The sequence below is a fragment of the Pedobacter gandavensis genome (assembly GCF_014172405.1).
Taxonomy (GTDB): Bacteria; Bacteroidota; Bacteroidia; order Sphingobacteriales; family Sphingobacteriaceae; genus Pedobacter; species Pedobacter gandavensis.
The window spans coordinates 34,794-59,695 of sequence record NZ_WNXC01000005.1; the positions used below are offsets into that span (position 1 = coordinate 34,794).

Here is a 24,902-nt window from a genome sequence, read left to right on the forward strand (position 1 = left end):
TGTCTTATTTCTTTATGGTGATTTGATTGCTGTTTTTAAAAGAATGCATGTCGGAAGTAATGACCACATCCCCTTCTTTTACCTGATCTTTCAACTCCACAAAATCAAAATTACTCAGGCCGATCTGTACGTTCTTTTTTATCGCCACCCCATCCTTTAACACAAAGATCGACTGGGAAGGTGTACCCAGAAATGCAGGGCCATTACTTACCCTCAGCACCTGCTGGTGTTCGTCAGTAACCAGGAAAACATCTGCCTTTAAATTCGGTCTGAAGAGTTTATGGTGACTACTGTCTGGTTTAATATCAAAAGATACCGTTGCATTTTGAATTGCAGGATAAATATTCACCACCTTACCCCGCACCTGGTTCTCTCCAATGCGGATAATCGCAGTCATTCCATTTTTCAAAAGACTTACGTTCTGATCCGAAATTGTTCCTTTTACTTTAAAGCTGGATAGGTCTGCAATTCTGGCCAAGACTTCTCCCGGCTGTACCGCAGCGCCAATGTTTTTATTGACCCAGGTCACCACGCCGTTTCTACTCGCGGTAATATCTGCCTGTTGCAATTTCCTTTGCAGTACATCCAGGTCATTTTGTTGAATATTTGCCGCCAACTCCACTTCTCTCATTTGCAAGCGCATACTCTGTTGCTTGCTATTGATCTCGTTTTCCAGCTGCTGCTTTTCCAATTGCGCAACTTTCAGGTTCAATTCAGCCTGTTCTACATCTTCACGAGTACCGCCTCCGGCTTTTAATAAACGTTTCGTATTGTCAACTGAAGCTTTGAGGCTATTGATCCGCAGCTGCTTGATGTCATTGTTCGACTTGATGTCGTAGAAACTTTTATCCAGATCCAGCTTAATTTTGCGGATGTCATTCTTCTTGGACTCCAACTGGAACTTCAATTTCTCAAAATCCATCTGTGCCGCAGACTTATCTAAGGTCAGAATGGATTGCCCAGCCTGGATCTTGCTTCCTCCATCCAATAATACTTTCTGAATGGATGCTGCGATCGGACTACTGATTACTTCTTCAAATTCCGGTAACACTTCACCGGATGCATTAATGGTATTTTCTATGTTGCCACGATCTACAACTGAAGTGGTGATTTCTGAAGCGTAAAGCGTCGTATTGAAGATCCTGCGCAAACCAAAAATGCCCGCAACGAGTAACACAATTCCTATCAGTAAGTACAACAAAAGCTTCTTCTTTTTACCTGATGAAACTGCTTGTTCGATATTTCTGTCCATTGAATTTCTTTTAACAGGGCTTTCCAAAGGACATGCCACAGTTAAATCACTAAAATTCAACGCATTAAATATTATCTTGAAAGAAAAAGCGTTCGATATCGGACAAGAAGTTCTATATCAAACAAATTGAGCGATTTAGCTTCCCATTTTTTGTTCCTGTTGACTGTTAAAACGCTCCAGCTGATGCATGCTCCCTTTAAGACCCGGATACAACTGCCGATAAATGCTAAACAGTTCTCTGTAAATTTCATGATGTTTCGGATTGGGTTGAATACATTGCGCTTCTCCAGCGGGCCTGGGATATTCCGCAGCTAAACCGATAGTTTTAACAGCTAAATAAGCCGCTCCAATTGCAGAAGCATCTTCGGTTTGTACCAACACCACCTCTTTTCCAGTAATATCGGCCAGGATTTCCATCCAGATCCTGGCATGTACAAAACCACCACTAACCTGGAGTTGTAATATTTCTGCTGTTGGTGATTCCAGAGCGATCAACACTTCATTTAAAGCATAGCAAATTCCTTCGAGCACAGCCCTCGATAAATGACTTTGATCGTGCTGAAGTTTAAGGCCGAAAAATGTTCCGCAGCTTTCGGAATCCCATATTGGTGCACGTTCCCCGCTGAGGTATGGAAGAAAAATCAAGCCTTTACTCCCAGCCATTGTGGTCTTAATCTGATCAAATAGTTCCGAATAATCTGCCGAGGATAATTCCTTTTTACCCAGCACATTTTTTAACAACCATTGCAAGGCGATGCCCCCATTATTAACCGGACCACCGCAAATAAATGTTTGCTCATCCAGGAGATAGCTAAATGTCATCGCTGCTGCATTAAAAATCGGCTTCGGACTTGAAATCCGCACTGCGCCACTCGTCCCAATTGTCAATGCAGCTTTTCCTTTCTCATTGGCGTCAGTACCCAGGTTTGCTAAACACCCATCACTCGCTCCGATCACAAAAGTAACCCCCTCCTGATCTTTCTTTTGATAACTGGTACTTACAGGTTCCGATAAATGTACTCCAGTAATTCCGGCTAGCAATAGGGCTTCTTTACTCCAGGTTAAAGCTTTCCAATCAAATAAACCAGTACAAGAAGCAATAGAATGGTCAATTTTAAACTCTTTAAACAATCGGTACCAGATGTACTCTTTAATAGAGATAAATTTATGGCTGCGTTGAAATAGTTCTGGTTCATGCTCCCGCCACCAAATTAGCTTACACAGTGGAGACATGGCATGAATTGGCGTTCCTGTTTGGTGGTAGAGTTCCATTCCAGCTGCAGATTCAAAGATGCGTTGCGCGATCTCCGAACTTCTCGAATCTGCCCAGGTTATCATTGGAGCTAATGCATTGCCTGTTTCATCCACACTAATTAAACTGTGCATCGCAGCACTTAATCCGATACCTTCCGGAACAGCACCCATACGTTCCTTCATTTCCGAAATACATTGCTTAAAAGCTTCCCAGATTAATATCGGATCTTGTTCATTATATCCTGGTAAAGTTGAAAATGAAGGATAATGGTGCTGAACCGAATCGATAGGTTCATAATTAAGGTTTAAGGCCACCGCTTTAGTACTCCCCGTTCCAATGTCTATTCCCAGAATATATTTCATGTTGCTCTTATTTTAAATTAAACCTGCTGTTTCCTATTTATATTGGATTAATCACTACCTCAGAAAATCCCAAGGTCTATTTTTTCCTTAACGCGACAAGATCGAGATAAACAAAATAGAAAGAATAATTTACAAGCTGCAACGCTTTGTCCAAATCTTAATCCTAAAGCTATTTGGATCGATTATAAATAAATCTATATTTGCAGGCATTCTTAATATTTTGTCAGCATCAAACTCACATCATTCCAACGACTCTATTACAATTGATGAAAATACTTTTTTTCAGTTGTATGAATGCTATTGGAAAAAGTTATACCAGATTGCTTTAAAATATCTTGGAGATCGCTTTGAAGCGGAAGAAGTAGTTCAAGAATTATTCACCTCCTTATGGCAACGAAAAGATACCTTGGTATTACAGCGGGACACCGTTGAAAATTACCTGGTCAGGGCAGTACGATTTAAAATTGCGAGGATGTACAAAGATGAAATCAGAAAAACCGGTAAGCTCAACGAGCTGAAAGAACAACCGGTTTCCTTGAACCACCATACGGAGAAACAAGTCCTATATCATTTTTTAAAGCAAGATATCGAAAAGCTGGTGGTCTTATTACCGGAAAGATGTAAGGACATTTATAATTTAAGTCGCGAGAGCGGACTAAACAACAAGGAAATCGCCTTAGGCCTTTCCATTTCTGAAAAAACAGTAGAGAATCAATTGACAAAAGCCTTATCATTTCTGCGCAATGGTCTTAAAAAATATCCAAGAACATAACATGCATAGGGGAAAACCAGTTCATTTGATAATATATATAAAACTAAGCCATGAATCCTGATCTATTAAAGAAGTGTTTATCTGGCAAAGCATCCGATGCGGAATGGGAATTGTACCTATCCTGGATGGAAGGTGATGCCATAGAAACTGATCTGGAAGAACTGGATCAGCAGGCCGAGCCTATAAAAAATAGTATTCTGGCTAAAATTCTACAGAAAAATGAGCAGCAGCGCGTTCGGGATACTCGCACAAGAACGCTAACCATCGGTGTTGGTATTGCAGCTAGTTTACTTTGTGTTTTATACCTTTCATTCTTATTTCATACTGGTCCAAATTTACAACAGACACAGGTTTATAGGTATGAGGATCAATCTGCGCAATCAGAAAACAACTTCAACGGCATTATTGTACACCTGGCAAAGAATAGTCAGGCGAGCTTAAACCAGCAGAGTAGCGCGAACATCAATCTTCATTTTTTAGGATCGGTGATGCTGAGCAACCGTTCTTCAGAAGATCAACACATCATTGTCCAAAACAATAAGGACGAATTCAAAAAAATGTGCCTTCGCAAAGGACATTCTTACTTTTTAAGCTACCTAAACTTTAAATTTGAAGAGATTATCATGGTAGATAAACAAAGTATGAATGAGATCCCTCCTGCCCTGGCCATGAATATGCAACAACAATTCGATCTTTAATTTTAAACTGGTGAAATTCCTTCCCTTAACCCAACAACATCGCTTAAATATTTCACTCCTCTTTTTGGCGCTTTTATTTTTGTTGGCTTGTCAGCAGAATACTAAAGAACCCAGCTATAAATACGGGTTGATCAGTTATGACAGCCTGGAGAACAAGGTTCATTTGACGCGGCTCAACTCTTTAATGGATCCCAAAGAAATCGGGCCCCGTACGGAAGTAAACTTTAATGGATTTATTCTGGCTCAAAAAGATTCGAGGTATTTTGTGATGGATCAGGAGCAAAAATCTTTTGTTTGCTATCAGGTGGATGAAAAAGGAATCAAAGCGCTCAGTATGATCTCCATGAAAGACATCCCCTGGGAACCTTATATGTCCTGGGTAAATTGGATTGATGCACATACCATCCTGATCGGAACCGTTAACAACCATAAATTCAATTACCTGGAGATAGACCTGGATGCCATGAAAATCAATCGAAAAGGTCTGTTAAACGTTCCAGAAACCAGTGCCGATAACAACTACGTCGGTGTTTCGGGACAGTTCATCAAAGATAAATTATTTGTCAGCTATACTTTTCAGAAAGGAATGATGAGGGAGCATATTGTACCTTGCGATGATACCATGTATCTGGCGCAATTTAACTACCCGGATTTAACATTAGAAAATACCGCACAGGATCATCGAACTACCTGGCCGGGTTCCTATGCTATTTTAGCACCAAATTCGCTGGTTTACCAGGACAACATCTATGTTTTAGGCCAACCCGGAGGAAGAACAGGAAATCGCAAAGGCACAGCATCTGCTATCTTAAAAATTGACACCGAAAAGAATAATTTTGATCCATCCTATAATTTTAAAGTTGCCGATGGTATTCAGGAAGAAGCCTATACCCTACATGACATTGGAGATGGCCTGGCCATCAGCAGTGTGGTACAGCTGGACAAAGTCCATAGTTTTGAAAATTATATGATCAACAGGGTGGCCAATTATGTGGTCTTAGACCTGAAACATCAAAAGAAAACCCAACTGAACCTTCCTGACGTCCAACTCGATTGGATCTTTAATACGATATGGGATGAAGATTTCGCCTATATCTCTGTCTACCAACAAGACGGCAAAAGCCAGATCTGGCAATATAACCGCAAAGCTGCAACGCTAAAAAAAGGAGTGCTGATTAAAGGCGCTGTAGTACGCATAAGCAGGTTAGAAAAATAAACAACACAAGCTTATTTAAAAATATTCTAAATAGCGTAGGGGAAAAGTCCGACTTATGCTAATTAGTATATAGAGGGCCATACAGTTCGTACCTGTATGACCCAAACCCTAAAGAATAGGGTCACTCTTAAATCGAAACATCTAAAAGTAATGCAAATTAAGAAAATCTTGCTAATGGGCATATTATGCGCCAGCGTATTTTATGTGCAAGGACAAAAATTAAATAAAAGCAGCATCAGAGGACAAGTATCTGATGATCAAAAAGAGGGAATTCCGACCGCCACCATCCGGTTAATGCCCATCAATAGAACTCAAGCTACCGATCAAAAAGGAATATATGACCTTTCGGGGCTTCCTGCCGGAAACTATATCATTCAGATTACTGCGATTGGTTTTAAAAAGATAGAGCATAAAATCAGCCTTCAGGATAACCAAGACCTTCGCCAGAATTTCTCCATGAAAGAAAGTCAAAATGAACTGAGCAACGTTTCAATTAGTGGCAAAACGGAATCCAGGAAAGCAAAAGAGGCCGGTTTCGCTGTAAACTCCATCGATCTGAAGCCATATGCCAATACCACCAACGACCTCAACCAGATCCTAAACCGTTCTGCAGGGGTAAAAGTGAGAGAACAAGGTGGTCTGGGTTCAGATTTCGAATTCTCCATCAATGGCTTATCAGGAGGACACATCAAATTCTTTATTGACGGGATCCCAATGGAATCCTATGGCAGTGGCATGACGCTAAACAACTTCCCGGTAAACCTTGCCGAGCGTGTAGAAGTTTACAAAGGCGTGGTTCCCGCTTATCTGGGATCAGACGCTTTGGGTGGAGCCGTAAATATCATCACCAAAAAGAACAAAGGGAAATCCATCGACCTAAGTTACAGTGCAGGTTCTTTCAATACCCACCGTGCAGGCTTAACCGGAAGTTTTACCGATGATAAAACCGGAATTACGACCAATGTAAGCTCCTACTACAACTATTCGGACAATAACTATTACATGTACAACAATCCATCAGCGAATGCGCTGATAGAACTTCCCAAGCCAGGAGGCTTTGAACAGGTAGAAAAACTCCGCCGCTTCCACGACCAGTATGAATCCTTCATGGGACAGGTAGAAGCAGGAATTTCCAATAAAAAATGGGCCGATGTATTTGTTGCCGGAGTGACCTATACCTCCAACTATAAACAAAGACAAACCGGTGCAACACAGGAAAAAGTGATTGGTAAGGTAACAAATGATGGATATAATATCATTCCTTCGATTCGTTACCGTAAAGAAAACCTATTGATCAAAGGATTATCGGCAAGTGTATTCGCCAATTATTCTGCCAATAAAAATATCCTGACCGATACCAGTGGAAGTGTATTCTATTGGGACGGAAGTTCAAAAATCAGAGGAAAAAATGGTAGCGTAGGGAGCGAGTTATCGGGCGAGAAAAAATCTATCGCTCATTTTACAGGTAATAATATCCTGGCCCAACTGAACCTTGGCTATACGATCTCCCAAAATCATATGGTCAATATGAACAACAACTACAACAGTTCCTACAGAGAAAGTTACAATGAGATCGATCCTTACAACCATACCTATGATAAGTCTAACCGCTTAAACAAGAACATTACAGGTATCAGCTACCAACAACAGGTCTTCAATGGCAAAATGACCAATAACTTCTTTGGAAAAATGTACGGTTTAAGTGGAAAGACTTATGATAAAGACGGTAATGCCAGCAACAGTAGCAAACAATACTACGGTTATGGATTGGCTTCCAGCTATAGATTCAGTCCTGTTATAGGCATGAAAGCCTCTTATGAACACGCCTACAGATTACCTGGCTTGGTTGAATTATTCGGTGATCGGGAAGTGGTGAAGGGGAATCCTAATTTGAAACCGGAGAACAGCAACAACTATAACCTTGGTCTGTTTTTCGACAAAAGCGTAGGAAAAGGAAAAATTTGGGCAGAAGCCTCAGCTTATTATCGCGATGCAAATGATTACATCTCCACCGGAAAATCTGCAGCAAGTAATGATGGCAGCTATGCTGAATACAGCAATACGGACGGGATTATCATCAGAGGATTTGAGACAGAAGTCCGCTATGATTACAACAATCTATTTTCTGTGCTCGTCAACATGACTTATCAAAGTGCTGTGAACAGACAGCAATTTGCAAAAGGATCTATCCGCGAAAGCGCCAATTACCTGAGTAGAGTACCTAATGAGCCTTGGCTATATGGGAATGCCGATTTCAGTATTGGTAAAGACAATCTGATTGGCAAAGATACCAGGGTTCAATTCAACTGGTTCAGCCAATTCATTAATGATTACTCCGTTAACTGGTCTAAAATGGGTAGTAAGGATACTAAAGATTATATCCCCCGTCAGTTTATACACAACGCAACCCTGACTTATTCTATGCATAAAGGACGATACAATGTATCCCTGGAAAGCAGAAACTTAACCAACGTAATCGCTTATGATAAGTTTAAACTGCAGAAACCGGGCACTTCCTTCTTCATCAAATTACGCTACGCCATTTCGCAATTCAATTAAAATAAATAAAATCTATGAACATGTTTACTACAATTAAAACAAGGGTGCTGGTTCTGGCCACAGCACTAGTCTTTATTTCTGGCCTTTACGCCTGCAAAAAAGACAATAAAGGTTCCGGTACTGACGAAAAAGAAAATGGCGAATATGCCGTGATCTATTCCGTTGGAGACGACAGTTACCTCTTAAATATTAACTCCTTAACCGAAGGTAAAATCAGTCCAAAAGGCAGCGGGATTGATGTTTCAAACATCTTCACCTGGGGAGAAAACATCATGCAAAGAGGAAGATATTTTTACTTCCTAAACCCTACAGGAAGATTTAGCAAGCATTTATACCAAGACGGAAAACTGACAAAAGAAGGTGAAATTCCTTTTGATGCTTTTCCAAGTCCGTACGTAGGCTGGTCTTTATGGCTTGATAATAACCAATTGATGTTTGGCCCTAGAGGAAGTAACCTTTACGCAATTATCAATGTAAGCAACATGACCATCGTAAAAAGTGGTGAATTCGACCTCCCAAGTGTTCCTAAAGACCACAGTAGAAAAGTCTACTCCGCATTTACCAGTGGAAACAAAGTCATGATCGGATATGGATTGTATAATGAGATCACCAAACTAACCACTGATGATTCTTACCTGGCTTCAATGGATCTTCCAGCATTAGGTAACTTTAAAGTAACCAGCAAAGACGGACGTTCTGCTCCGGCAGGCCCGCTAAGAAACGGGTATTTCGGTCAGTTTGTAGACAATGGTAATGACTACTTATTAACTCACCCTATGCCCATGTTAGGTGGTAATAAACCAAATATGCCTACTGGTTTCTTCAGAATTAAAGCTGGTACGGATACTTTTGACCCGAGCTATTTCTTCAATATCTCAGCTTTGACAAACGGTGATAACCAATTGGGCGTATGTTATGTTGGAAACGGAAAAGCCATTCTTGCCAATGCAAAAGATGCTAAAAACCGCGTAAAAGTAAAAGACGACTGGTGGTATGCTGACATGTGGGAATACCTGGTTGTAGATGTAAACGCACAAAAAGTAGTTAAACGACTAGACTTTCCGCCTTTATTGAACTCTCGTTCTGCAATTGTTCTGGATGGTAAAGCCTATATCGCCGTGAATGATCCTAAAGCTGATGCGATTTACGTTTATGAATATGACCCTATTGCTGATACGCTTAAAAAAGGTTTAAGAATAGACGGTGGATCAGACAATACCCCAATCCTTTATAAATTAAAATAACAGCGTTTCTCCGCTAATGTTGATAATAAACCCCGGGCTTCCTATGGAGTGTTCCGGGGTTTTATCTCCTCCTATTTTACCCTTAAAATTTTATGTTCAACAAAATAAACGCATGGCTACACCTTTGGCTGGGACTAGCCTCAGGAATTGTAGTGGTTATTCTAAGCATCACCGGCTGTGTGCTGGTATTTGAGCAGGAAATCAAAAGCCTCAGCTACCCCTGGCTGCATGCCGAACAACCTGCAAATGCAAGAATATTGGCTCCTTCCATCCTACATAAAGCGGTGGAGCAAGCTTTACCCGGAAAACATATTGAATCAGTATGGTATCATGGTGCAGGTAGAACCGCACATTTTAACGTCCATGAATCAGATTCTTTGGTATATGTAAATCCTTATACAGCTGAAGTCATCGCCATGGTGGATGATGAAGATTTCTTTCATTTTATGGATGAAGGACACCGACACCTTTGGATGCCCCGTGCCATCGGACGCCAGGTAGTGGGTTGGTCTACTTTCATTTTCTTTTTGCTGACCCTCAGCGGAATCATTTTATGGTGGCCAAAGAAATGGAATAAAAGAAGTCGCGATCAGAGTTTTAAAATCAAATGGAATGCAAAGTTTAAGCGGGTAAACTATGATTTACATAATGTATTGGGGTTTTACTCCCTATTAATTGCCTTACTGATGGCGATTACGGGTTTAGTCATGAGCTTCTCCTGGTTCGGACAAGGCGTTTACTGGCTCACAGGGGGCGAAAATAAAGCCCGACAAAAAAGACAAAAGATGGAGGTTTCAGGTCCATCCGTAAATACTTCCCTCCAAAATGCAGATATCATCTGGCATAAAGTCGTGAATGAGATTGCCAGATACAACAAGGATCAAGTGATTATTCATTTTGCAGAAGAACCTGATGAGGCAATTTATGCCTGTACAGATATGATCAAAGGTTTTTGGAGAGATCTGAATTTTGATCCGCTGACACTGGAACTCCTGCCAAATTCTACCAAACGTCTGGAAGATATGAAGTTTCCAGATCAGGTGCGCAAACTCAATTATGCCATCCATGTAGGTGCCATCGGTGGCCTTAGCACAAAAATATTGTATTTCCTGGCCAGCTTAATTTGTGCCAGTTTACCCATCACTGGTTTCTACATCTGGTGGGGTAAAAAGAAAAAAACTAAAAAGCCAAAGCCAACAGTAAAACAGCCTAAGCCAGTTATAAGCACAACTTAACATGATGAAAAAATATATTCTTGCCCTACTTTGTACGCTTTCCATTGCCATGACCAGCAAGGCACAGCAAAATATCTCTGGTAAATTACTCGATGAGAAAGCACAGCACATTCCTTTCGCTTCCGTCCTGGTATTACGCTCGACAGATTCTGTAAAGGCTTATGCTGTGATGACAGATACGGCAGGAAATTTCATGCTTTCCGGGGTTAAAAACGGCAAGTATCTCATAAAAATCAGCTACATCGGATATGTGGATTATTATTCTCCGGTGATAGAACTGACCGAATTGAAAACATTACACCATCTGGGATCCATCCGCTTAAACGCCGACAGCAGGTTGCTAAATACCGTAAACATCAGTGGCCAACGCCCATTAATTGAGCAAACGCTGGACAAAACAGTGATGAATATCGAGAAAAGCATATTCGCGGAGGGCAATACCGCATTGGAGTTGCTAAACAAAGCCCCAGGTGTAACCGTCACAGAAAACGGAGAAGTATCCTTAAAAGGAAGATCAGGAACGACAGTCATGATCAACGGAAAGCCTACCTACCTATCCGGAGATCAACTGGCCAATTTGTTGAGAGGAACGAACTCGTCCTCCATCTCCAGAATTGAAATCATGGCCAATCCTACCTCAAAGTTTGATGCCGCAGGTAGCGGAGGAATTGTAAATATCATCATCAAAAAGAACCTGCTGCTCGGATTTAACGGAAGTATCAATGGAAATATTGGTGCTGGTAAAGACATCAGATATGGCGAAGGCATTGCGTTAAGTTACAATACGGCCCTACTGAATACCTATGGAAGCTATAACGCCAACAATCAGAATCTGGAAAGTAATAGCAATGCCGAACGCCTGTTTTATAATGATAACCATGAGTTATTGCAAAGTATCCGCCAGGAAAACCAGGAAAAAGCAAAACTACGTTCTCATAATTTTAGACTAGGGATAGACCTGAACCTTGGCGAGAAGAACACGTTGGGATTTCTAATGAATGGCGCAATAGGGAAATACCCCACTCAACAACCGAGCAGCAGCACTTTTAGGAATGCCAATGGCGAAACCCTATGGACTGCGTTTACGCAAACCAACAATAAGGAAAACTGGACGGACCTCCTCTACAATGCAAATTATGTCCACAAATTTAATAAGGATGGTCATGAGCTGAAAGCTGATGTAGATTATGTCTATCACTATTCAAAAATGAATCAATCCTTAGATACCCGTTACCTTCTGCCTGAGGGTACTACAAATATTGCCCCTTCCGGACGCAGGGGTAATATCCCTTCCAACGATGACATTTATGCGGCAAAAGTTGATTACAGCCTCCCTTTAAACAAGAAATCAAAATTGGAAGCCGGCTGGAAAGGGAGTAATGTCCGGACAGAAAACAACCTGCAATACGATACGCTAAAAAACAATACCTATCTGTCGGATGCTGGAACCAGCAATCATTTTATTTATAAGGAGCATATCCAGGCTGCGTACATTAACCTGAACACCGCATGGTCCAAATATCAATTGCAGGCAGGTTTACGTGCCGAATACACAAATACTAAGGCTGAGCAGATCAGCACCAATACCATCTTCAAAAAAGACTATCTGGGATTTTTTCCAAGCCTGTTACTGACCAGAGATTTCAATGAAAAGCATCAGGTAAAAACCGGTTATAGCAGACGAATTAAGCGCCCTGGTTATTGGGATTTAAATCCTTTCCGCGTATACGACGATCCTTTCGCTTTTTATGAAGGAAATCCACATTTAAAACCAGCGATCGTCAATGCGATTGAATTGGGATATGGGTTTCAATCTCGTTATTTTGTAACCTTAAGCTATAACCATACCGGCAATGTGATTGCAGAACAGGTAGGTCGGCTGAATAATGGAACCACTACTTTTCAACGCCCCGAAAACATCGGTTCTTTTGATAATTTCGGCTTGAGCATCACCGCCTCCACACAAATTTTTAAATGGTGGACTGGTAGCCAATTCCTGAATGTCTATCACAACAGATACAAGGTAAACACGAGTTCAGGATCTGATATAAATAAAGGGAATACCTTAAGTATTAACTCCCAAAATACCTTTATCCTGGGTAAAGGCTGGAAATCAGAATTAAGTGCATTCTATATTTCAGAGGAGGTATCAGGCATCAGCACTACCAAACCCTACAGCATCATTTCTGCGGGTATCCAAAAAGAAGTACTTAAAGGAAAAGGAAGCTTGAAATTTATGATGAACGATATTTTCGAAGGTTACCGTATCAAAAGAAAAATGGCTTATGAGTCCGTTATATTCTTAAGTCGCAGTAATTCTGACAGCAGGTATGGCCTGTTATCTTTTAGCTACCGCTTTGGCGCAAAAGGTACGCCTTCAAATGAAAGAAGTACCAGTAGTGAGGATCTAAAAGAAAGGATGTAACGGGGATGAAGGTGCAGCAAGGGATTTCCGGAATCAGCAAAATCATCCTACAATATATGGAAGAAAACGGCGACGGATTGGATGCAGAAGCCTTGTGGCTGAAACTCCGGAAACAAGGACACCAGATGTGTGTTTGTTCCGTTTACCTGAATCTGAAGACACTAGCGAAACTCAACCGGCTAAAAAAAACACAAACCGCAGACCGCAAATACGTGTACGCTCTAAATGTTACCGGAATAGGCTAAAATTAACCTATGGCATTGATCGTCATAATAGAATTAAAAATGTATTTTTTTTTCAATTACAGAAAATATAGAATGGTTTAATTAACTTAGGTTAACCCTCTTATCATTTTCAACGATGATTTCATTTTTAAAAAGGAAACTGCAGGATGTTACTATTTCCACGAAATTGTATTTCACGATTGGTATCATGGCGTTTTTGGTTATAATTGAACTATTCACCCTTTGGTTTGCAGTAAGTACTCTTTCTTCGGTAAGGGCATTTGTAAACGGTGAGGGTTTATGGTCAAAGGCGCAGAAAGATGCCGTTTATAGCCTGTTTCTGTATGCCAACTCGCACCAAGAAGCCGATTACCAAGCGTTTCAACAGTTTCTGAAAGTCCCTTTGGGAGACAATAAAGCCAGGCTTGAGCTTCAGAAGCCGAACCCTGATCTCGAAATTGCCCGCGAGGGATTCCTGCAGGGGCGTAACCACCCGGAAGATGTTGATGGTATGATCCACCTGATTACCCGATTTCACAATATATTCTATATAAATAAAGCAATTACCGCCTGGGGTAACGCGGCAACAACAATGGATCAATTGATAGCCATTGGTGATCAGCTTCACACCATAATCAGCGCTGATGTTGTTGACCAAAAGAAGATTGATCAGGTTATGGCACAGGCTAAAGATTTAAATAGAAAAGTCACGACCCTTGAAGACGAGTTTTCATTTACACTTGGTGAAGGTTCCCGCTGGCTCGAAAATATTATCTTGAATCTATTGCTTACGATATCGCTTACTATAGGGTCAACAAGTATCCTGATCACTGTTTCAGTAAGCCGCGGCATAGAAAAGGGGATCAAAGAAATAGTTGCCGGAGCGGCACTTGTAAGTCGCGGAGTGTTAAATGCAAGGGTTACCGTGTATTCAGGCGATGAGATCGGCATGCTTGCGAACTCTTTCAACAAGATGATCGATACACTTGAATATAGTTTATATAATATACGTAAACTTCAGGATGCCGAGAAAACCCTCAAAAAAGAAAAGGAAAAAGCAGAAACTTCAGAAAAGACTAAACAACTTTTTCTGGCTAAAATGAGCCACGAAATCCGTACCCCAATGAATGCCATCCTTGGCTTCGCAAGGTTACTGGAAGAGACCCTTGAAAACAAAGAGCAGCAAGAATACATCCAGATCATTATCAAATCAGGAGACGACTTGCTGGTTATCTTAAATGACATCCTTGATTTTTCAAGAATGGAGGCTGGTAAACTTGTTTTTGAAAGCATACCGCTCAATCTTAAGGAAATTATCCAGATGAACATTCTGATGATGGAACCGAAATGGAAGAAAAAAAACATTGAAATCAATTACCTCATTGATGAAAAAATCCCGGAAACAATAATGGGCGACGCCGTGAGGCTGAATCAAATACTTATAAATCTCATTTCAAATGCGCTGAAATTTACAGAAAAAGGCCATGTTAGCATTTCTGTTATCTGTATTGAGCAGAATGAAGAAAAAATTATACTCGACTTTGGAATCAAAGATACTGGCATAGGGATCGACGGAGGAAAACTGGGGCAAATTTTTGAGAGCTTTGAACAAGCAACAAATGAAACAGCCCGCAAGTTTGGTGGCGCAGGGCTCGGACTAAGTATAGTAAAACAGTTAGTCCAATTGCAGCATGGAGAAATGTTTGTGAACAGCAAACCCGGACTTGGTTCAGATTTCCATTTCCGATTGCCCTTTTTAAAGGTTAGCAGTCATGTTAAAAAAGATATTGCGGAGAAACTTCAAATGGGAGTTCAGCTTGGGACAGGCATTCATGTCTTAGTTGTAGAAGACAACCTGATTAACCAAATGCTGGTCATAAAAATCCTGAAACAACGGGGTTTTGAAACGGAAACTGCGGAAACCGGACTGATCGCATTGGCTAAATACGAAAAAAAACATTTTGATGTTATGCTGATGGATGTTCAAATGCCGGAAATGGATGGCTATGAAGCCACAAAAAGAATACGGGCACTAAAAGACCACAAAAATACTATTCCAATTATTGCAATGACCGCCCATACTATTAAAGGAGAATATGAGCGCTGCCTGGAAATGGGAATGGATGATTACATTTCAAAACCATTTGACAAAAAGGACCTATTTGAAAAAATATTTAGACTTTTAAAAAAGGATTGAACTTGCTCAGATTCACAATCCTTATGACACAAAAAAGCCAGTAGTTATACCTAACTACTGGCTAAATAAGTGGTCCCGACGAGAATCGAACTCATATCTAAAGTTTAGGAAACTTCTATTCTATCCGTTGAACTACGGGACCAGAACCTACCTGATTACGCTACCATTACCATGGTTTGCTACAGGAGCCACAAAAGTAAGTTTTCCTTCTGAATTTTCAGACATTAAAATCATTCCTTGTGACAAAATTCCTTTTATTTCTCTGGGAGCAAGGTTTACAACCAAACTTACCTGTTGACCAACAATATCTTCTGGTTTAAAAAACTCCGCGATACCTGACACCACCGTACGTTGATCGATACCTGTATCTACTGTTAATTTCAGTAGTTTTTTCGTTTTCTCTACTTTTTCTGCGGCGATAATCGTTGCCACGCGAATATCAATAGCACCAAACTGCTCAAATTGAATATTTTCCTTCACAGGGGCAACTTCAGCAGTAGACAATAGGTTATCCGACTTACTCTTATTTAACTTATCAATCTGGGCCTGAACTTCTTCATCTTCGATTTTCTCGAACAACAATTCCGGCTCATTCAATTGGTGACCACGGTGTAGTAAATGAATACTTCCTGCATTCTCCCATTGGTGACCGCCATAGTTCAACATTTTCATCAGTTTATCTGCTGTAAATGGCAAGAATGGCTCAATCAGAATCTCAATGTTAGCCGCAATCTGTAAACTAATGTTTAAGATCGTACGCACCCTATCTTCATCTGTTTTAATCACTTTCCATGGCTCAGTTTCTGCCAGGTATTTATTACCTAAACGCGCCACATTCATCACCTCCATTAAAGCCTCTCTAAAGCGATAATTTTCAATAGAAGCACTGATCTTTGCCGGATAAGCAGCAAGCTCATCAATAACCGCCTGATCAACCGGAGTAATCTCCATACACATTGGTACCTTACCCGCAAAATACTTATGCGTCAATACCGTTACCCTGTTGATGAAATTCCCAAGAATCGCCACCAACTCATTGTTATTTCTTGCCTGAAAATCTTTCCAGGTAAAATCATTATCTTTTGTTTCCGGAGCAGTAGCTGTCAATACATAACGCAATACATCCTGTTTACCTTTAAACTCTTCCAGGTACTCGTTTAACCAAACTGCCCAGTTTTTTGAGGTTGAGATCTTCTGACCTTCCAAATTCAGGAATTCATTTGCCGGCACATTATCGGCTAAAGTATAACCTCCATGCGCCATTAACATCGCAGGAAAAATCACACAATGAAAAACAATATTGTCTTTACCGATGAAGTGAACCAATTTCGTCTCCTCATCCTTCCAATAATCTTCCCAATTGCCTTTAGTTAATCCGTTTCTATTGATATAAAATTCTTCTGCTTTAGGATTCCATACATCCAGACGAGCATACTCGAACAACTCTTTAGTCGCAGAAATATAACCGATAGGTGCATCAAACCATACATAAAGCACTTTACCCTCTGCATCTTTAACCGGCACTTTTACACCCCAGTCTAAATCTCTGGTCATTGCACGTGGTTGTAAACCTGCATTTAACCAGGACTGACATTGTCCATAAACATTTGGTTTCCATTCTTTATGGCTCTCAATATAAGTTCTCAATTGATCCTCATATTTATCCAATGGTAAAAACCAGTTTTTAGTCTCTTTCCTTACCGGCTTCTCGCCAGAAAGTGTCGATTTAGGATTGATCAGGTCTGTTGCATTTAAAGTACTTCCACAGCTCTCACATTGATCACCGTAAGCATTCTCATTGCCACATTTCGGACAAGTTCCGGTGATATACCTATCCGCCAGAAAAGTCTGTGCCTTCTCATCATAATATTGTTCAGTCACCTCTTCAGTAAAAACCCCTTTATTATATAGGTTTTCAAAAAAGTCGGAAGCGGTTTGATGGTGCATCAAAGAAGAAGTACGGTGGTAAATGTCAAAAGAAACACCGAAATCCCTAAAAGAATCCCCAATGATTTTATGGTATTTATCAACGATCACCTGAGGACTAACTCCTTCCCTTTTAGCTTTAAGGGTAATAGGAACGCCATTCTCATCCGATCCACAAATAAACTTCACATCTCTCTTATTCGAACGCAGGTACCTTACATAGGTATCCGCAGGCAAATAAACACCCGCTAAGTGTCCAATATGCACTGGCCCATTTGTATAAGGCAAAGCGGCCGTAACCGTATATCTCTTTATTTTACTATTATCCAAAACTAATTTTATTATTTTGTCAAATATAAGTGTTTTACCTATGATTAAGCAGCCGCCATATTTAAAAAAAGGAGACAAAATCGGAATCGCCTCTCCCGCGAAGAAATTAACCGCAGACCTAAACAAAGCGATTGCCGTTTTGGAGCACTGGGGACTGGAAGTCGTACTGGGAGAACATGTTTATGCCGCGCATGATCAATTTGCCGGAACGGATGAACAAAGACGGGAAGACTTACAGAACTTTTTAGATGATCCGGAGATCAAGGCAATTTTCGCCTCCAGAGGAGGTTATGGAACGATCAGAATTCTGGATGGACTTGATTTTACTAAATTTCAGGAGCAGCCAAAATGGGTCATAGGTTTCAGTGACATTACGATCCTATTGTCTCATATCTTAGCTCAAACCAATACCCAAAGTATCCACGGACAAATGCCTAAAACCTTTGAAACTGGTACAACCGAGTCCTTAGAATCTTTAAGAAAATCACTGTTTGGAGAACCTCAAATCTATACTTATGAAAGTGATTTTGAGAACCGAGAAGGGAGCGCAGAGGGGATCCTGATTGGCGGAAATTTAACTTTATTAATCGCTGCTGAAGGTTCGGATTCTGCTTTTGAGTACAGCGAGAAGATCCTATTTATAGAAGATGTAGGCGAGCATGAATATGCAATTGACCGGATGATGAGAACACTCAAAAGAAGTGGGAAACTGGAAAAACTAAAAGGGTTGATCGTTGGCGCTTTTAATGGCTACGAGGTAGAAAACTTACCATTCGGACAAAGTCCGGAGCAAATCATACAAGAGATTGTAAAGGACTACGATTACCCGGTTTGCTATAATTTCCCACTGGGTCATATCGACGACAACAGAGCAATGCTGATCGGGAAATCGGTCCAACTCTTCATACAAAAGCATCTTGTGAAATTCAAACTTTAAAAGGAAAAAAAGTATTTCAAGAATAAAACACAGGGAATTACAAACAACGATGGCATTAGCCCCAATTTTAAAAAAAAGACAGCAGCAATAAAATCACGTCAAAATAGAAAAGGCCATCCCCGTAACTGGAGATGGCCTTTTGCTTGGATTTACAAAACCTATGGTCTTGGTCCTGTGTATGTATAAGTTTCTTCGAATGAACGTGAACCTGCTTTCCATTTCAAATACAACACCTTAGTTGCAGGGTCATATTTACTCGCTGGATCCATAATTGCTGGCACACCTAAACTTGAATCAGTCACTGTAGCAACATTTGTCACAGGGTCTACACTAACTGTAACAATATTACCTGTGTAATAGTTAAGCAAGGGATATGACACCGAGTTTGCTCCCGATGTGGCTAATTTTGCACCATTTTCATTTAGTCCTGGTCTTAAGGAAGTAGCTGCACTTGTTTTAAGGTTATATACCCCATCTAATCTGTTTCTTCCACTAATTTTAACAATTATATTACCAAAGTTACCACTAACCACACCTAGTGACGAAGACGAAATTTTAAATGGTAATGCATACGTTTGATCAAAAGTAAAAAGATTTGGTTTAAGTGCAACATCAAATGAAGCTGTTCTCTGACCTTTAGGAATTACCAAATTTAAATTCCCCAAAGTATATGAGTCCGGTTTTAAAGGCGCAATTTGATCAACTTCCGCTTCTGCTTCATCAGGATCTTGACCCAATTCGATCGCCTGAGCTCTGGCATCTTTTACATTTTTTGCATTATAAGTGGTTAGAATCGAAGGGTCCAATGCCACCACCACATTGATATCCGATGGTGCATTATCAACACCTGCATAATTAACTGTTACTGTTAATTTACCAGGTGCAGTAACCGGATAAGACTGAGCATATACAGGATAAATACTGCTCACATTAGATTTAATTTCCCCTATATTGGCAAATTCGATAACGTTTTTGATTGCACCAGGTGAATCCGGGCCAATCATAGTTTTATCCTTTAAACAAGAACTTAGCCCTGTTACCAGAATACCTACTAAAAATATATTTAAAATTTTCTTCATGTCTATTCTAATTAAATAGTTAAATTTTTATTTGGCCCAAAATATTTTAGAGCTAAACTTATCAACAGCAGGAATATTGCTTTCGTTGTATTTAAACTCAGACAATGGATAAAGAATCCTTGTTGGTAGTTTGTTTGCAGTTGTAGCTTGAGATACAATAGAGACAAATGTTTGACTTGGATTACCATTAGATAAGGTAACTGGATACCCTGTTCTTCTGAATTCGTTCCAAGCTTCATGTCCAAAAAACATATTGAATGCAAGGTATTTTTGGGTAATAATAGCTTCCAATTTTTGAGCATCAGTAGTCGCAAGACTAAAGTTCACATTTGGTTTAGTCACATTTGCAGCGATATATGCAGTTACATCACCAGTAGGGCTCTTTCCAGCAACAAGTGTTCCAGCACTATTCAGATATAAATATCTAAAGGCAGCTATCATACCCTCATTGAAGTTATCTTTAGCAGTTCCTGGAATTAGTCCAACTACATTAGCTTCTGCTTGTAAGAAATAACTTTCGGCAGCCAACATAATAGGTGAAGCAGCATCAGGACCTTTCAAAATACCAATACCTTTTACATACCATGAACTTGGAGAAGCACCTCTACCTGCATCAGACAACTGATAACCCAATTGATTGACAGCTGAAGTATTGAAAGTAACTGCTCTACGAGCAGCATCAAGAATTTTAGAGCCATCATAAAAACCAAGAACATAAGGCGTTAATGCATAGTTACTGGCAGCACTAACTACCGCACCAGAAGCTAAATAAGCCCATCTGTTATAAGTAGTGTTTTGTTTACCATCGATTTGTGTATAACCAGGATTAACTAAAACATCCAAAGGAGCAGTCGCATCCGTACTAGGAGTAGCAGCATCAGTAACAAATCCGATCGGATCAAAAGTTGTGTTGCTAAAAGTAACTTTTCCTCTACCTTTTAAAATCAATTTCAACTTTATAGTATTAGCCAATTTTGCCCATTTAGTCACATTACCACCATACATTGGATCTGCAGCGACAAAAGCAGGAGATCCCGCAGTTACCGATTTGAAACTTACGATAGCCTGATCACAAAGATCTGCAAGGTTTTTATAGATATCTGTTGCTTTATCATATTTAGGCTGAATCTTATCTAAACCTTGATTTGCTTCTGTATAAGGAATATCATTATAAGTATCTACTAATAACTCAAAATTATAAGCTTTTAATACTTTGGCTGCCGCATTAAACTCCTTTAAAGTAGCATCCCCTTCAGATTTATCAAGTACATATTTTACATCTGTTAAAATATCATAGGTATTACTCCATAAAGCATTGAATTCAGAGGTTTGATAGTCGTAAGAAATGATAGAACCCCACCCACTCACACCACCACCATTGGCAAAATATCCAACAACCTGACCTCCATAGAAGTTAAATTGAGAAAGGTTATTTGCTGTAGCTACAATTGCTTGAGGCAAGACCCTATTTGGGGTCGCTTCAGTTGGCGAATTAGGATTATTATTGATATCAAGTTGTTTCTTGCATGAAAACAACGCGGATACAAATAATAAACCAAATATATATTTATAATTTTTTTTCATATTGACTAAGATTAAAGTGTTAATGATAATGTAGCTCCATAGAATCTTGATGGAGGAGTTTGGTTTAAGTTGGTTAAACCAATCGCGTTACCGTTACTAGAACCGTTTCCATCACTATACTCTGGATCTGTGTAAACATTTGATTTAGGTAAGAAGATAAGCAAGTTACGTCCTTGAACACTAATTCTTGCCGCTTTAAACACTTTACTATGTCCTAATAGACTTTTTGGAAGGTCATAAGCAAGAGAAACCTCTCTAAGTTTCCAGAACGCAGCTGAAGTAATGTAGTTTTCATCAATTCCAGTTCTTGGTCCAGCGATAGTCCAGTAACCTGGTCCGCCATCACGAATTGTAATGTTTGTGTTTGCTACATAGTTTCCATTTGCATCTTTATAAGAAGAGTTTGGAATCACGAAACGGTCACGGTTGTAAGCAACAGTATTGATACCAGCACCACTAAAGTCAAATGTACCACCACCAGCATTATAAATCACGTTACCAGTACGGTACTCTCCAGAAGCATATAGGCTTAAAGATTTATACTTCACTGTAAAGTTTACACCTAGAGAATATTTCTGTTGTCCTTGTCCTAAAATGCTCAAGTTAGATGTAGCAGAAGGGTAACCTGTAATTGGGTCAACAATAATTCTACCTTGATCATCACGTACGTGAGTTGTTCCTTTAAGTACTGGGAAAGGCTGACCTGCTACTGCATAAGATCCTACGGCACCACCATAAGCACCTAAAGTAAGTTGGTCTAATCCTGAACCGATCTCTTTAACGATGTTGTCATAATAAGTGAATACACCACCTACAGTAACTTCCCAGTCTTTAGTTTGCAAAGGAATTAAAGCTAATGTACTTTCTATACCGCTTGATTTAGTTTTACCTGTGTTTAGCAAGAAAGATGAGTAACCACTTGCATTTGATACTCCTGTTGGAATGGTTTGGTTATCAGTTTTAGAATCATAATAAGTGAATCCACCGGTAATTCTTGATTTTAAGAAACTAAAATCAACACCCGCTTCCCATCCAGCAGTAAACTCTGGTTGAAGGTTTGGAGAAATCAAAGTATTACTTACTGTTAAACCACCTTTACTGTTGTAAGGGTAACCTGATCCCTGACCAAATGTTGGTACTAAAGCATAAGGGCCAATGTTTACGTTACCTACTTTAGACCAGCTACCTCTTAACTTAATAAAGTCAATTTGCTCAATCGCTTTAAGTCCTTCGATTGCATCTGTTGCAACAAATGAAAGGGAAACACTTGGATAGAAGAATGAACGGTTTTTAGGTGCTAAAATAGAAACCCAGTCATTTCTACCTGTTGCAGTTAAGAATAAATAATCTTTATAGCCAATATCTAATTTACCTGTCAAACCATAAGTACGGGTTAAGAAATTAGACTCAGATGCACTTGGAGGGTTGGTACTGTTCGATAAGTTGAATGTACCTGGAACCACTAATCCATTAACAGCTGCAGCTAAGTTTTTTGATTGGTCTTGACGGCTCTGGAATAAAGCAGTTAAGTTCACTTTAAAATCACCAAAATCTTTCTTTGCATGTGCGATGAAATCTGAGATCAAAGTCGTGTTATAACTTGAACCGTCACTTACACCACCCAAGATATCCTGTCTTTTGTACTCACTTGATCCAGAAATACTTTTTGTATAATCAGAGAAAATAAATACGTCAGAACGGCCTTTATTAGAAGCGTTTTGAGTAGTAATACCCACACGACCTGTGAAATCTAACCATTCTAAAGGCTTGTATTTAATTTCAGCGTTACCAATAAAATAGTCATTTCTTACTTTTGATCTGTAATTATCAGCCATGAAGTAAGGGTTATTATAATAAGCATTAAAATAACCGTTTGGATTAGCATAAGGATTATTTCTCCAATCTTTATAGTCTGTTAAGTTAGCCTGACTAGGCGCATTCAATAGGTAATTGTAGATCGTACCGGTTTGAGTAGTTTGGTCGTATCTGTTTTGAGTGTAATAAGTTGAATAGTTAAAGTCAATCTGATCAGAAACTTTACGTGTACCACCTACTCTTGCTGTTGCTCTGTTGTATTTATCACCAGGAGTTGTTCCTGTAGCAGTTAAATACTGACCAGATGCATAAATAGAGCTTTTCTCTTGAGATGAGGAAACTGAGAAATCAGTTACATTGGTTACACCAGTATTCCAGAAATCTCTTTTACCAGAAGTGTTTGAGTAAGGAACCATCTGGATTGAACCATCTTGCAATGGACGACCAATTGGTCTAACAATACCATCAAAACGAGGACCGTATTGCTGATTCTCATAAGGTGTGTAAATTTGCACATCATTATCAGATCCAGAACCAAAGTCATTTTGAAGTTTAGGATAAAAAGCAACCTGCTCTGCTGTAGTTGTGTTTGATACTTTAATATCAAGCGCATTGCCACCTTTACCTCTTTTTGTGGTAATGATCATCGCTCCGTTGGAAGCAGCAGAACCATATAGTGCAGCAGAACTACTACCATTCAAGATCTCTACGTTCTCAATATCGTCAGGATTTAAATTACTTAAAATATTGTTTGGAACAATCACGTTATCTACAACGATAAGGGCCTCGTTGTTACCTGTTAAGGAACGCATACCCCTTAAAATCACCCTGTAGTTAGGATTTACACCACTACCTACACTTTGAATGTTCAAACCAGCTACTTTACCAGTTAAACCCGCTGCAACGTTAGTAGGTTTAGCTGCGGTTAAAGCTTGATTACTAATTGTAGTTTGTGCAGCACCTAGTTCCTTTTTACGGGATTTCAAACCAGCACCAGAAACTACAACCTCATTTAGTGATTTAGAGTCAGCACCCATTTGTACGTTTAATACATTAGTTGTACCTGGGCGACGAGAAAAACCTGTGTATCCTAGGTAATTGAATTCAATCTCCGATGAAGCTGAAGGTAATTTAATGGAATACTTACCATCGGCACTGGTCTGAGTACCGATCTTTGTACCCTTAATCCTCACAGTTACTCCCGGCAGCGGCTTGCTATCCTCCTGGTCCGTAACTGTACCAGTAATTGTCCTTTCTTGAGCCATCACAGATCCTGCGATAAACATCAAAATGAACAAACTTTGTAAAAGTTTTTTCATAAAAAATAAATTTAGGTTAGTTAATAATGACTGAATATAGTCGATTTACTAAGCCTGATGATCAGAAATCAACTCCTTGAAAAACAAATGACAATACGATGACAATAAAAATCGCACTATAATTTGCTTAAAAACAGGGCAAAAAGGCCAATTGTTTTGCAATCAAGCCCATTTTCATGCATTTTGTTCTTAATAAAAATGAAGATTTAGCGAGCATCTGGAATTTTAACATTTTTTTAACATTTCAACACAATAAAATGAATTTGCATTTAAACAGAAAAGATTTAATTCCAGAAAATCGCTATCTCATTTGATCTCATGGCGTTACCTAAACGACTAAACAAAACGCTTCATCTTTAGCACCTCAGTTCCTTCTAAAAACAATAGAATTCTTAGTTATTGCTTAGAAAGAAAATTCCGGCCATAAAAAAAGAGGTTGCCTCATCCTATCGATGAAACAACCTCTCTTGTAT

General features: G+C 39.6%; 16 protein-coding genes and 1 tRNA gene. 10 read left to right on the plus strand and 7 right to left on the minus strand.

Features of this window, described 5'->3' with window-relative positions; genetic code table 11:
* Positions 1–4 precede the first annotated feature (4 nt).
* Positions 5–1,252: an efflux RND transporter periplasmic adaptor subunit gene (locus GM920_RS14330; protein ID WP_182958590.1), complete on the minus strand. Its 1,248-nt coding sequence runs from the start codon at positions 1,250–1,252 to the stop codon at positions 5–7.
* A 135-nt stretch (positions 1,253–1,387) separates the two neighbouring features.
* Positions 1,388–2,869 carry a gluconokinase gene (locus tag GM920_RS14335; RefSeq protein ID WP_182958592.1) on the minus strand — a complete coding sequence of 494 codons (1,482 nt, stop codon included), beginning with the start codon at positions 2,867–2,869 and terminating at the stop codon, positions 1,388–1,390.
* 220 nt (positions 2,870–3,089) lie between these two features.
* Here GM920_RS14335 and GM920_RS14340 point away from each other — a divergent pair, with 220 nt between their 5' ends.
* From GM920_RS14340 to GM920_RS14380, 9 genes are all read left to right on the plus strand, one after another.
* The gene (locus GM920_RS14340) at positions 3,090–3,641 is read left to right on the plus strand and encodes an RNA polymerase sigma-70 factor (RefSeq protein ID WP_182958595.1); all 552 of its coding nucleotides are present in this window, start codon (positions 3,090–3,092) and stop codon (positions 3,639–3,641) included.
* Between the two features lie 50 nt (positions 3,642–3,691).
* Positions 3,692–4,339 carry a hypothetical protein gene (locus GM920_RS14345; protein WP_182958597.1) on the plus strand — a complete coding sequence of 216 codons (648 nt, stop codon included), beginning with the start codon at positions 3,692–3,694 and terminating at the stop codon, positions 4,337–4,339.
* Between the two features lie 64 nt (positions 4,340–4,403).
* Positions 4,404–5,555 carry a hypothetical protein gene (locus GM920_RS14350; protein ID WP_182958600.1) on the plus strand — a complete coding sequence of 384 codons (1,152 nt, stop codon included), beginning with the start codon at positions 4,404–4,406 and terminating at the stop codon, positions 5,553–5,555.
* Positions 5,556–5,729: 174 nt separating this feature from the next.
* A complete protein-coding gene (locus GM920_RS14355; protein WP_182958603.1) occupies positions 5,730–8,114 on the plus strand; it encodes a TonB-dependent receptor in 2,385 nt (794 codons plus the stop codon).
* Positions 8,115–8,134: 20 nt separating this feature from the next.
* Positions 8,135–9,358: a DUF4374 domain-containing protein gene (locus GM920_RS14360; protein WP_182958605.1), complete on the plus strand. Its 1,224-nt coding sequence runs from the start codon at positions 8,135–8,137 to the stop codon at positions 9,356–9,358.
* Positions 9,359–9,450: 92 nt separating this feature from the next.
* Positions 9,451–10,593, plus strand: coding sequence for a PepSY-associated TM helix domain-containing protein (locus GM920_RS14365; RefSeq protein ID WP_182958608.1), 1,143 nt, complete (start codon positions 9,451–9,453; stop codon positions 10,591–10,593).
* Between the two features lies 1 nt (position 10,594).
* Positions 10,595–13,018, plus strand: a complete 2,424-nt coding sequence (locus GM920_RS14370; protein ID WP_182958610.1) for a TonB-dependent receptor domain-containing protein — start codon at positions 10,595–10,597, stop codon at positions 13,016–13,018.
* Positions 13,019–13,023: 5 nt separating this feature from the next.
* A complete protein-coding gene (locus GM920_RS14375; RefSeq protein WP_182958612.1) occupies positions 13,024–13,263 on the plus strand; it encodes a transcriptional repressor in 240 nt (79 codons plus the stop codon).
* A gap of 115 nt (positions 13,264–13,378) precedes the next feature.
* Positions 13,379–15,439: a response regulator gene (locus GM920_RS14380; protein ID WP_182958615.1), complete on the plus strand. Its 2,061-nt coding sequence runs from the start codon at positions 13,379–13,381 to the stop codon at positions 15,437–15,439.
* Between the two features lie 70 nt (positions 15,440–15,509).
* On the opposite strand, the gene GM920_RS14385 is transcribed toward GM920_RS14380, so the two are convergent.
* A tRNA-Arg gene (locus GM920_RS14385) sits at positions 15,510–15,581 on the minus strand.
* 5 nt (positions 15,582–15,586) lie between these two features.
* Positions 15,587–17,695, minus strand: coding sequence for a methionine--tRNA ligase (gene metG / locus GM920_RS14390; protein WP_202986121.1), 2,109 nt, complete (start codon positions 17,693–17,695; stop codon positions 15,587–15,589).
* Between the two features lie 40 nt (positions 17,696–17,735).
* Here metG and GM920_RS14395 point away from each other — a divergent pair, with 40 nt between their 5' ends.
* Entirely contained in the window at positions 17,736–18,632 is an 897-nt protein-coding gene (locus tag GM920_RS14395) for a S66 peptidase family protein (protein ID WP_182958617.1), read from the plus strand.
* Between the two features lie 158 nt (positions 18,633–18,790).
* Here GM920_RS14395 and GM920_RS14400 read toward each other — a convergent pair whose 3' ends face one another.
* From GM920_RS14400 to GM920_RS14410, 3 genes are read right to left on the minus strand one after another with little or no spacing between them, the layout of a single operon-like run.
* Positions 18,791–19,711 carry a DUF1735 domain-containing protein gene (locus tag GM920_RS14400; RefSeq protein WP_182958619.1) on the minus strand — a complete coding sequence of 307 codons (921 nt, stop codon included), beginning with the start codon at positions 19,709–19,711 and terminating at the stop codon, positions 18,791–18,793.
* A 27-nt stretch (positions 19,712–19,738) separates the two neighbouring features.
* Positions 19,739–21,295 (minus strand): SusD/RagB family nutrient-binding outer membrane lipoprotein, encoded by a 1,557-nt coding sequence (locus tag GM920_RS14405; protein ID WP_182958621.1) that lies wholly within the window; start codon positions 21,293–21,295, stop codon positions 19,739–19,741.
* An 11-nt stretch (positions 21,296–21,306) separates the two neighbouring features.
* On the minus strand, positions 21,307–24,429 hold the full coding sequence (locus GM920_RS14410) for a SusC/RagA family TonB-linked outer membrane protein (RefSeq protein ID WP_235964534.1): 3,123 nt from the start codon (positions 24,427–24,429) through the stop codon (positions 21,307–21,309).
* Positions 24,430–24,902 lie beyond the last annotated feature (473 nt).

Coding starts and splice junctions, on each gene's coding strand:
- GM920_RS14330 (WP_182958590.1), bottom strand. CDS start 1,252: ATGGACAGAAATATCGAACAAGCAGTTTCATCAGGTAAAAAGAAGAAG.
- GM920_RS14335 (WP_182958592.1), bottom strand. CDS start 2,869: ATGAAATATATTCTGGGAATAGACATTGGAACGGGGAGTACTAAAGCG.
- GM920_RS14345 (WP_182958597.1), top strand. CDS start 3,692: ATGAATCCTGATCTATTAAAGAAGTGTTTATCTGGCAAAGCATCCGAT.
- GM920_RS14355 (WP_182958603.1), top strand. CDS start 5,730: ATGGGCATATTATGCGCCAGCGTATTTTATGTGCAAGGACAAAAATTA.
- GM920_RS14360 (WP_182958605.1), top strand. CDS start 8,135: ATGTTTACTACAATTAAAACAAGGGTGCTGGTTCTGGCCACAGCACTA.
- GM920_RS14365 (WP_182958608.1), top strand. CDS start 9,451: ATGTTCAACAAAATAAACGCATGGCTACACCTTTGGCTGGGACTAGCC.
- GM920_RS14370 (WP_182958610.1), top strand. CDS start 10,595: ATGATGAAAAAATATATTCTTGCCCTACTTTGTACGCTTTCCATTGCC.
- GM920_RS14375 (WP_182958612.1), top strand. CDS start 13,024: ATGAAGGTGCAGCAAGGGATTTCCGGAATCAGCAAAATCATCCTACAA.
- GM920_RS14380 (WP_182958615.1), top strand. CDS start 13,379: ATGATTTCATTTTTAAAAAGGAAACTGCAGGATGTTACTATTTCCACG.
- GM920_RS14395 (WP_182958617.1), top strand. CDS start 17,736: ATGATTAAGCAGCCGCCATATTTAAAAAAAGGAGACAAAATCGGAATC.
- GM920_RS14400 (WP_182958619.1), bottom strand. CDS start 19,711: ATGAAGAAAATTTTAAATATATTTTTAGTAGGTATTCTGGTAACAGGG.
- GM920_RS14405 (WP_182958621.1), bottom strand. CDS start 21,295: ATGAAAAAAAATTATAAATATATATTTGGTTTATTATTTGTATCCGCG.
- GM920_RS14410 (WP_235964534.1), bottom strand. CDS start 24,429: ATGAAAAAACTTTTACAAAGTTTGTTCATTTTGATGTTTATCGCAGGA.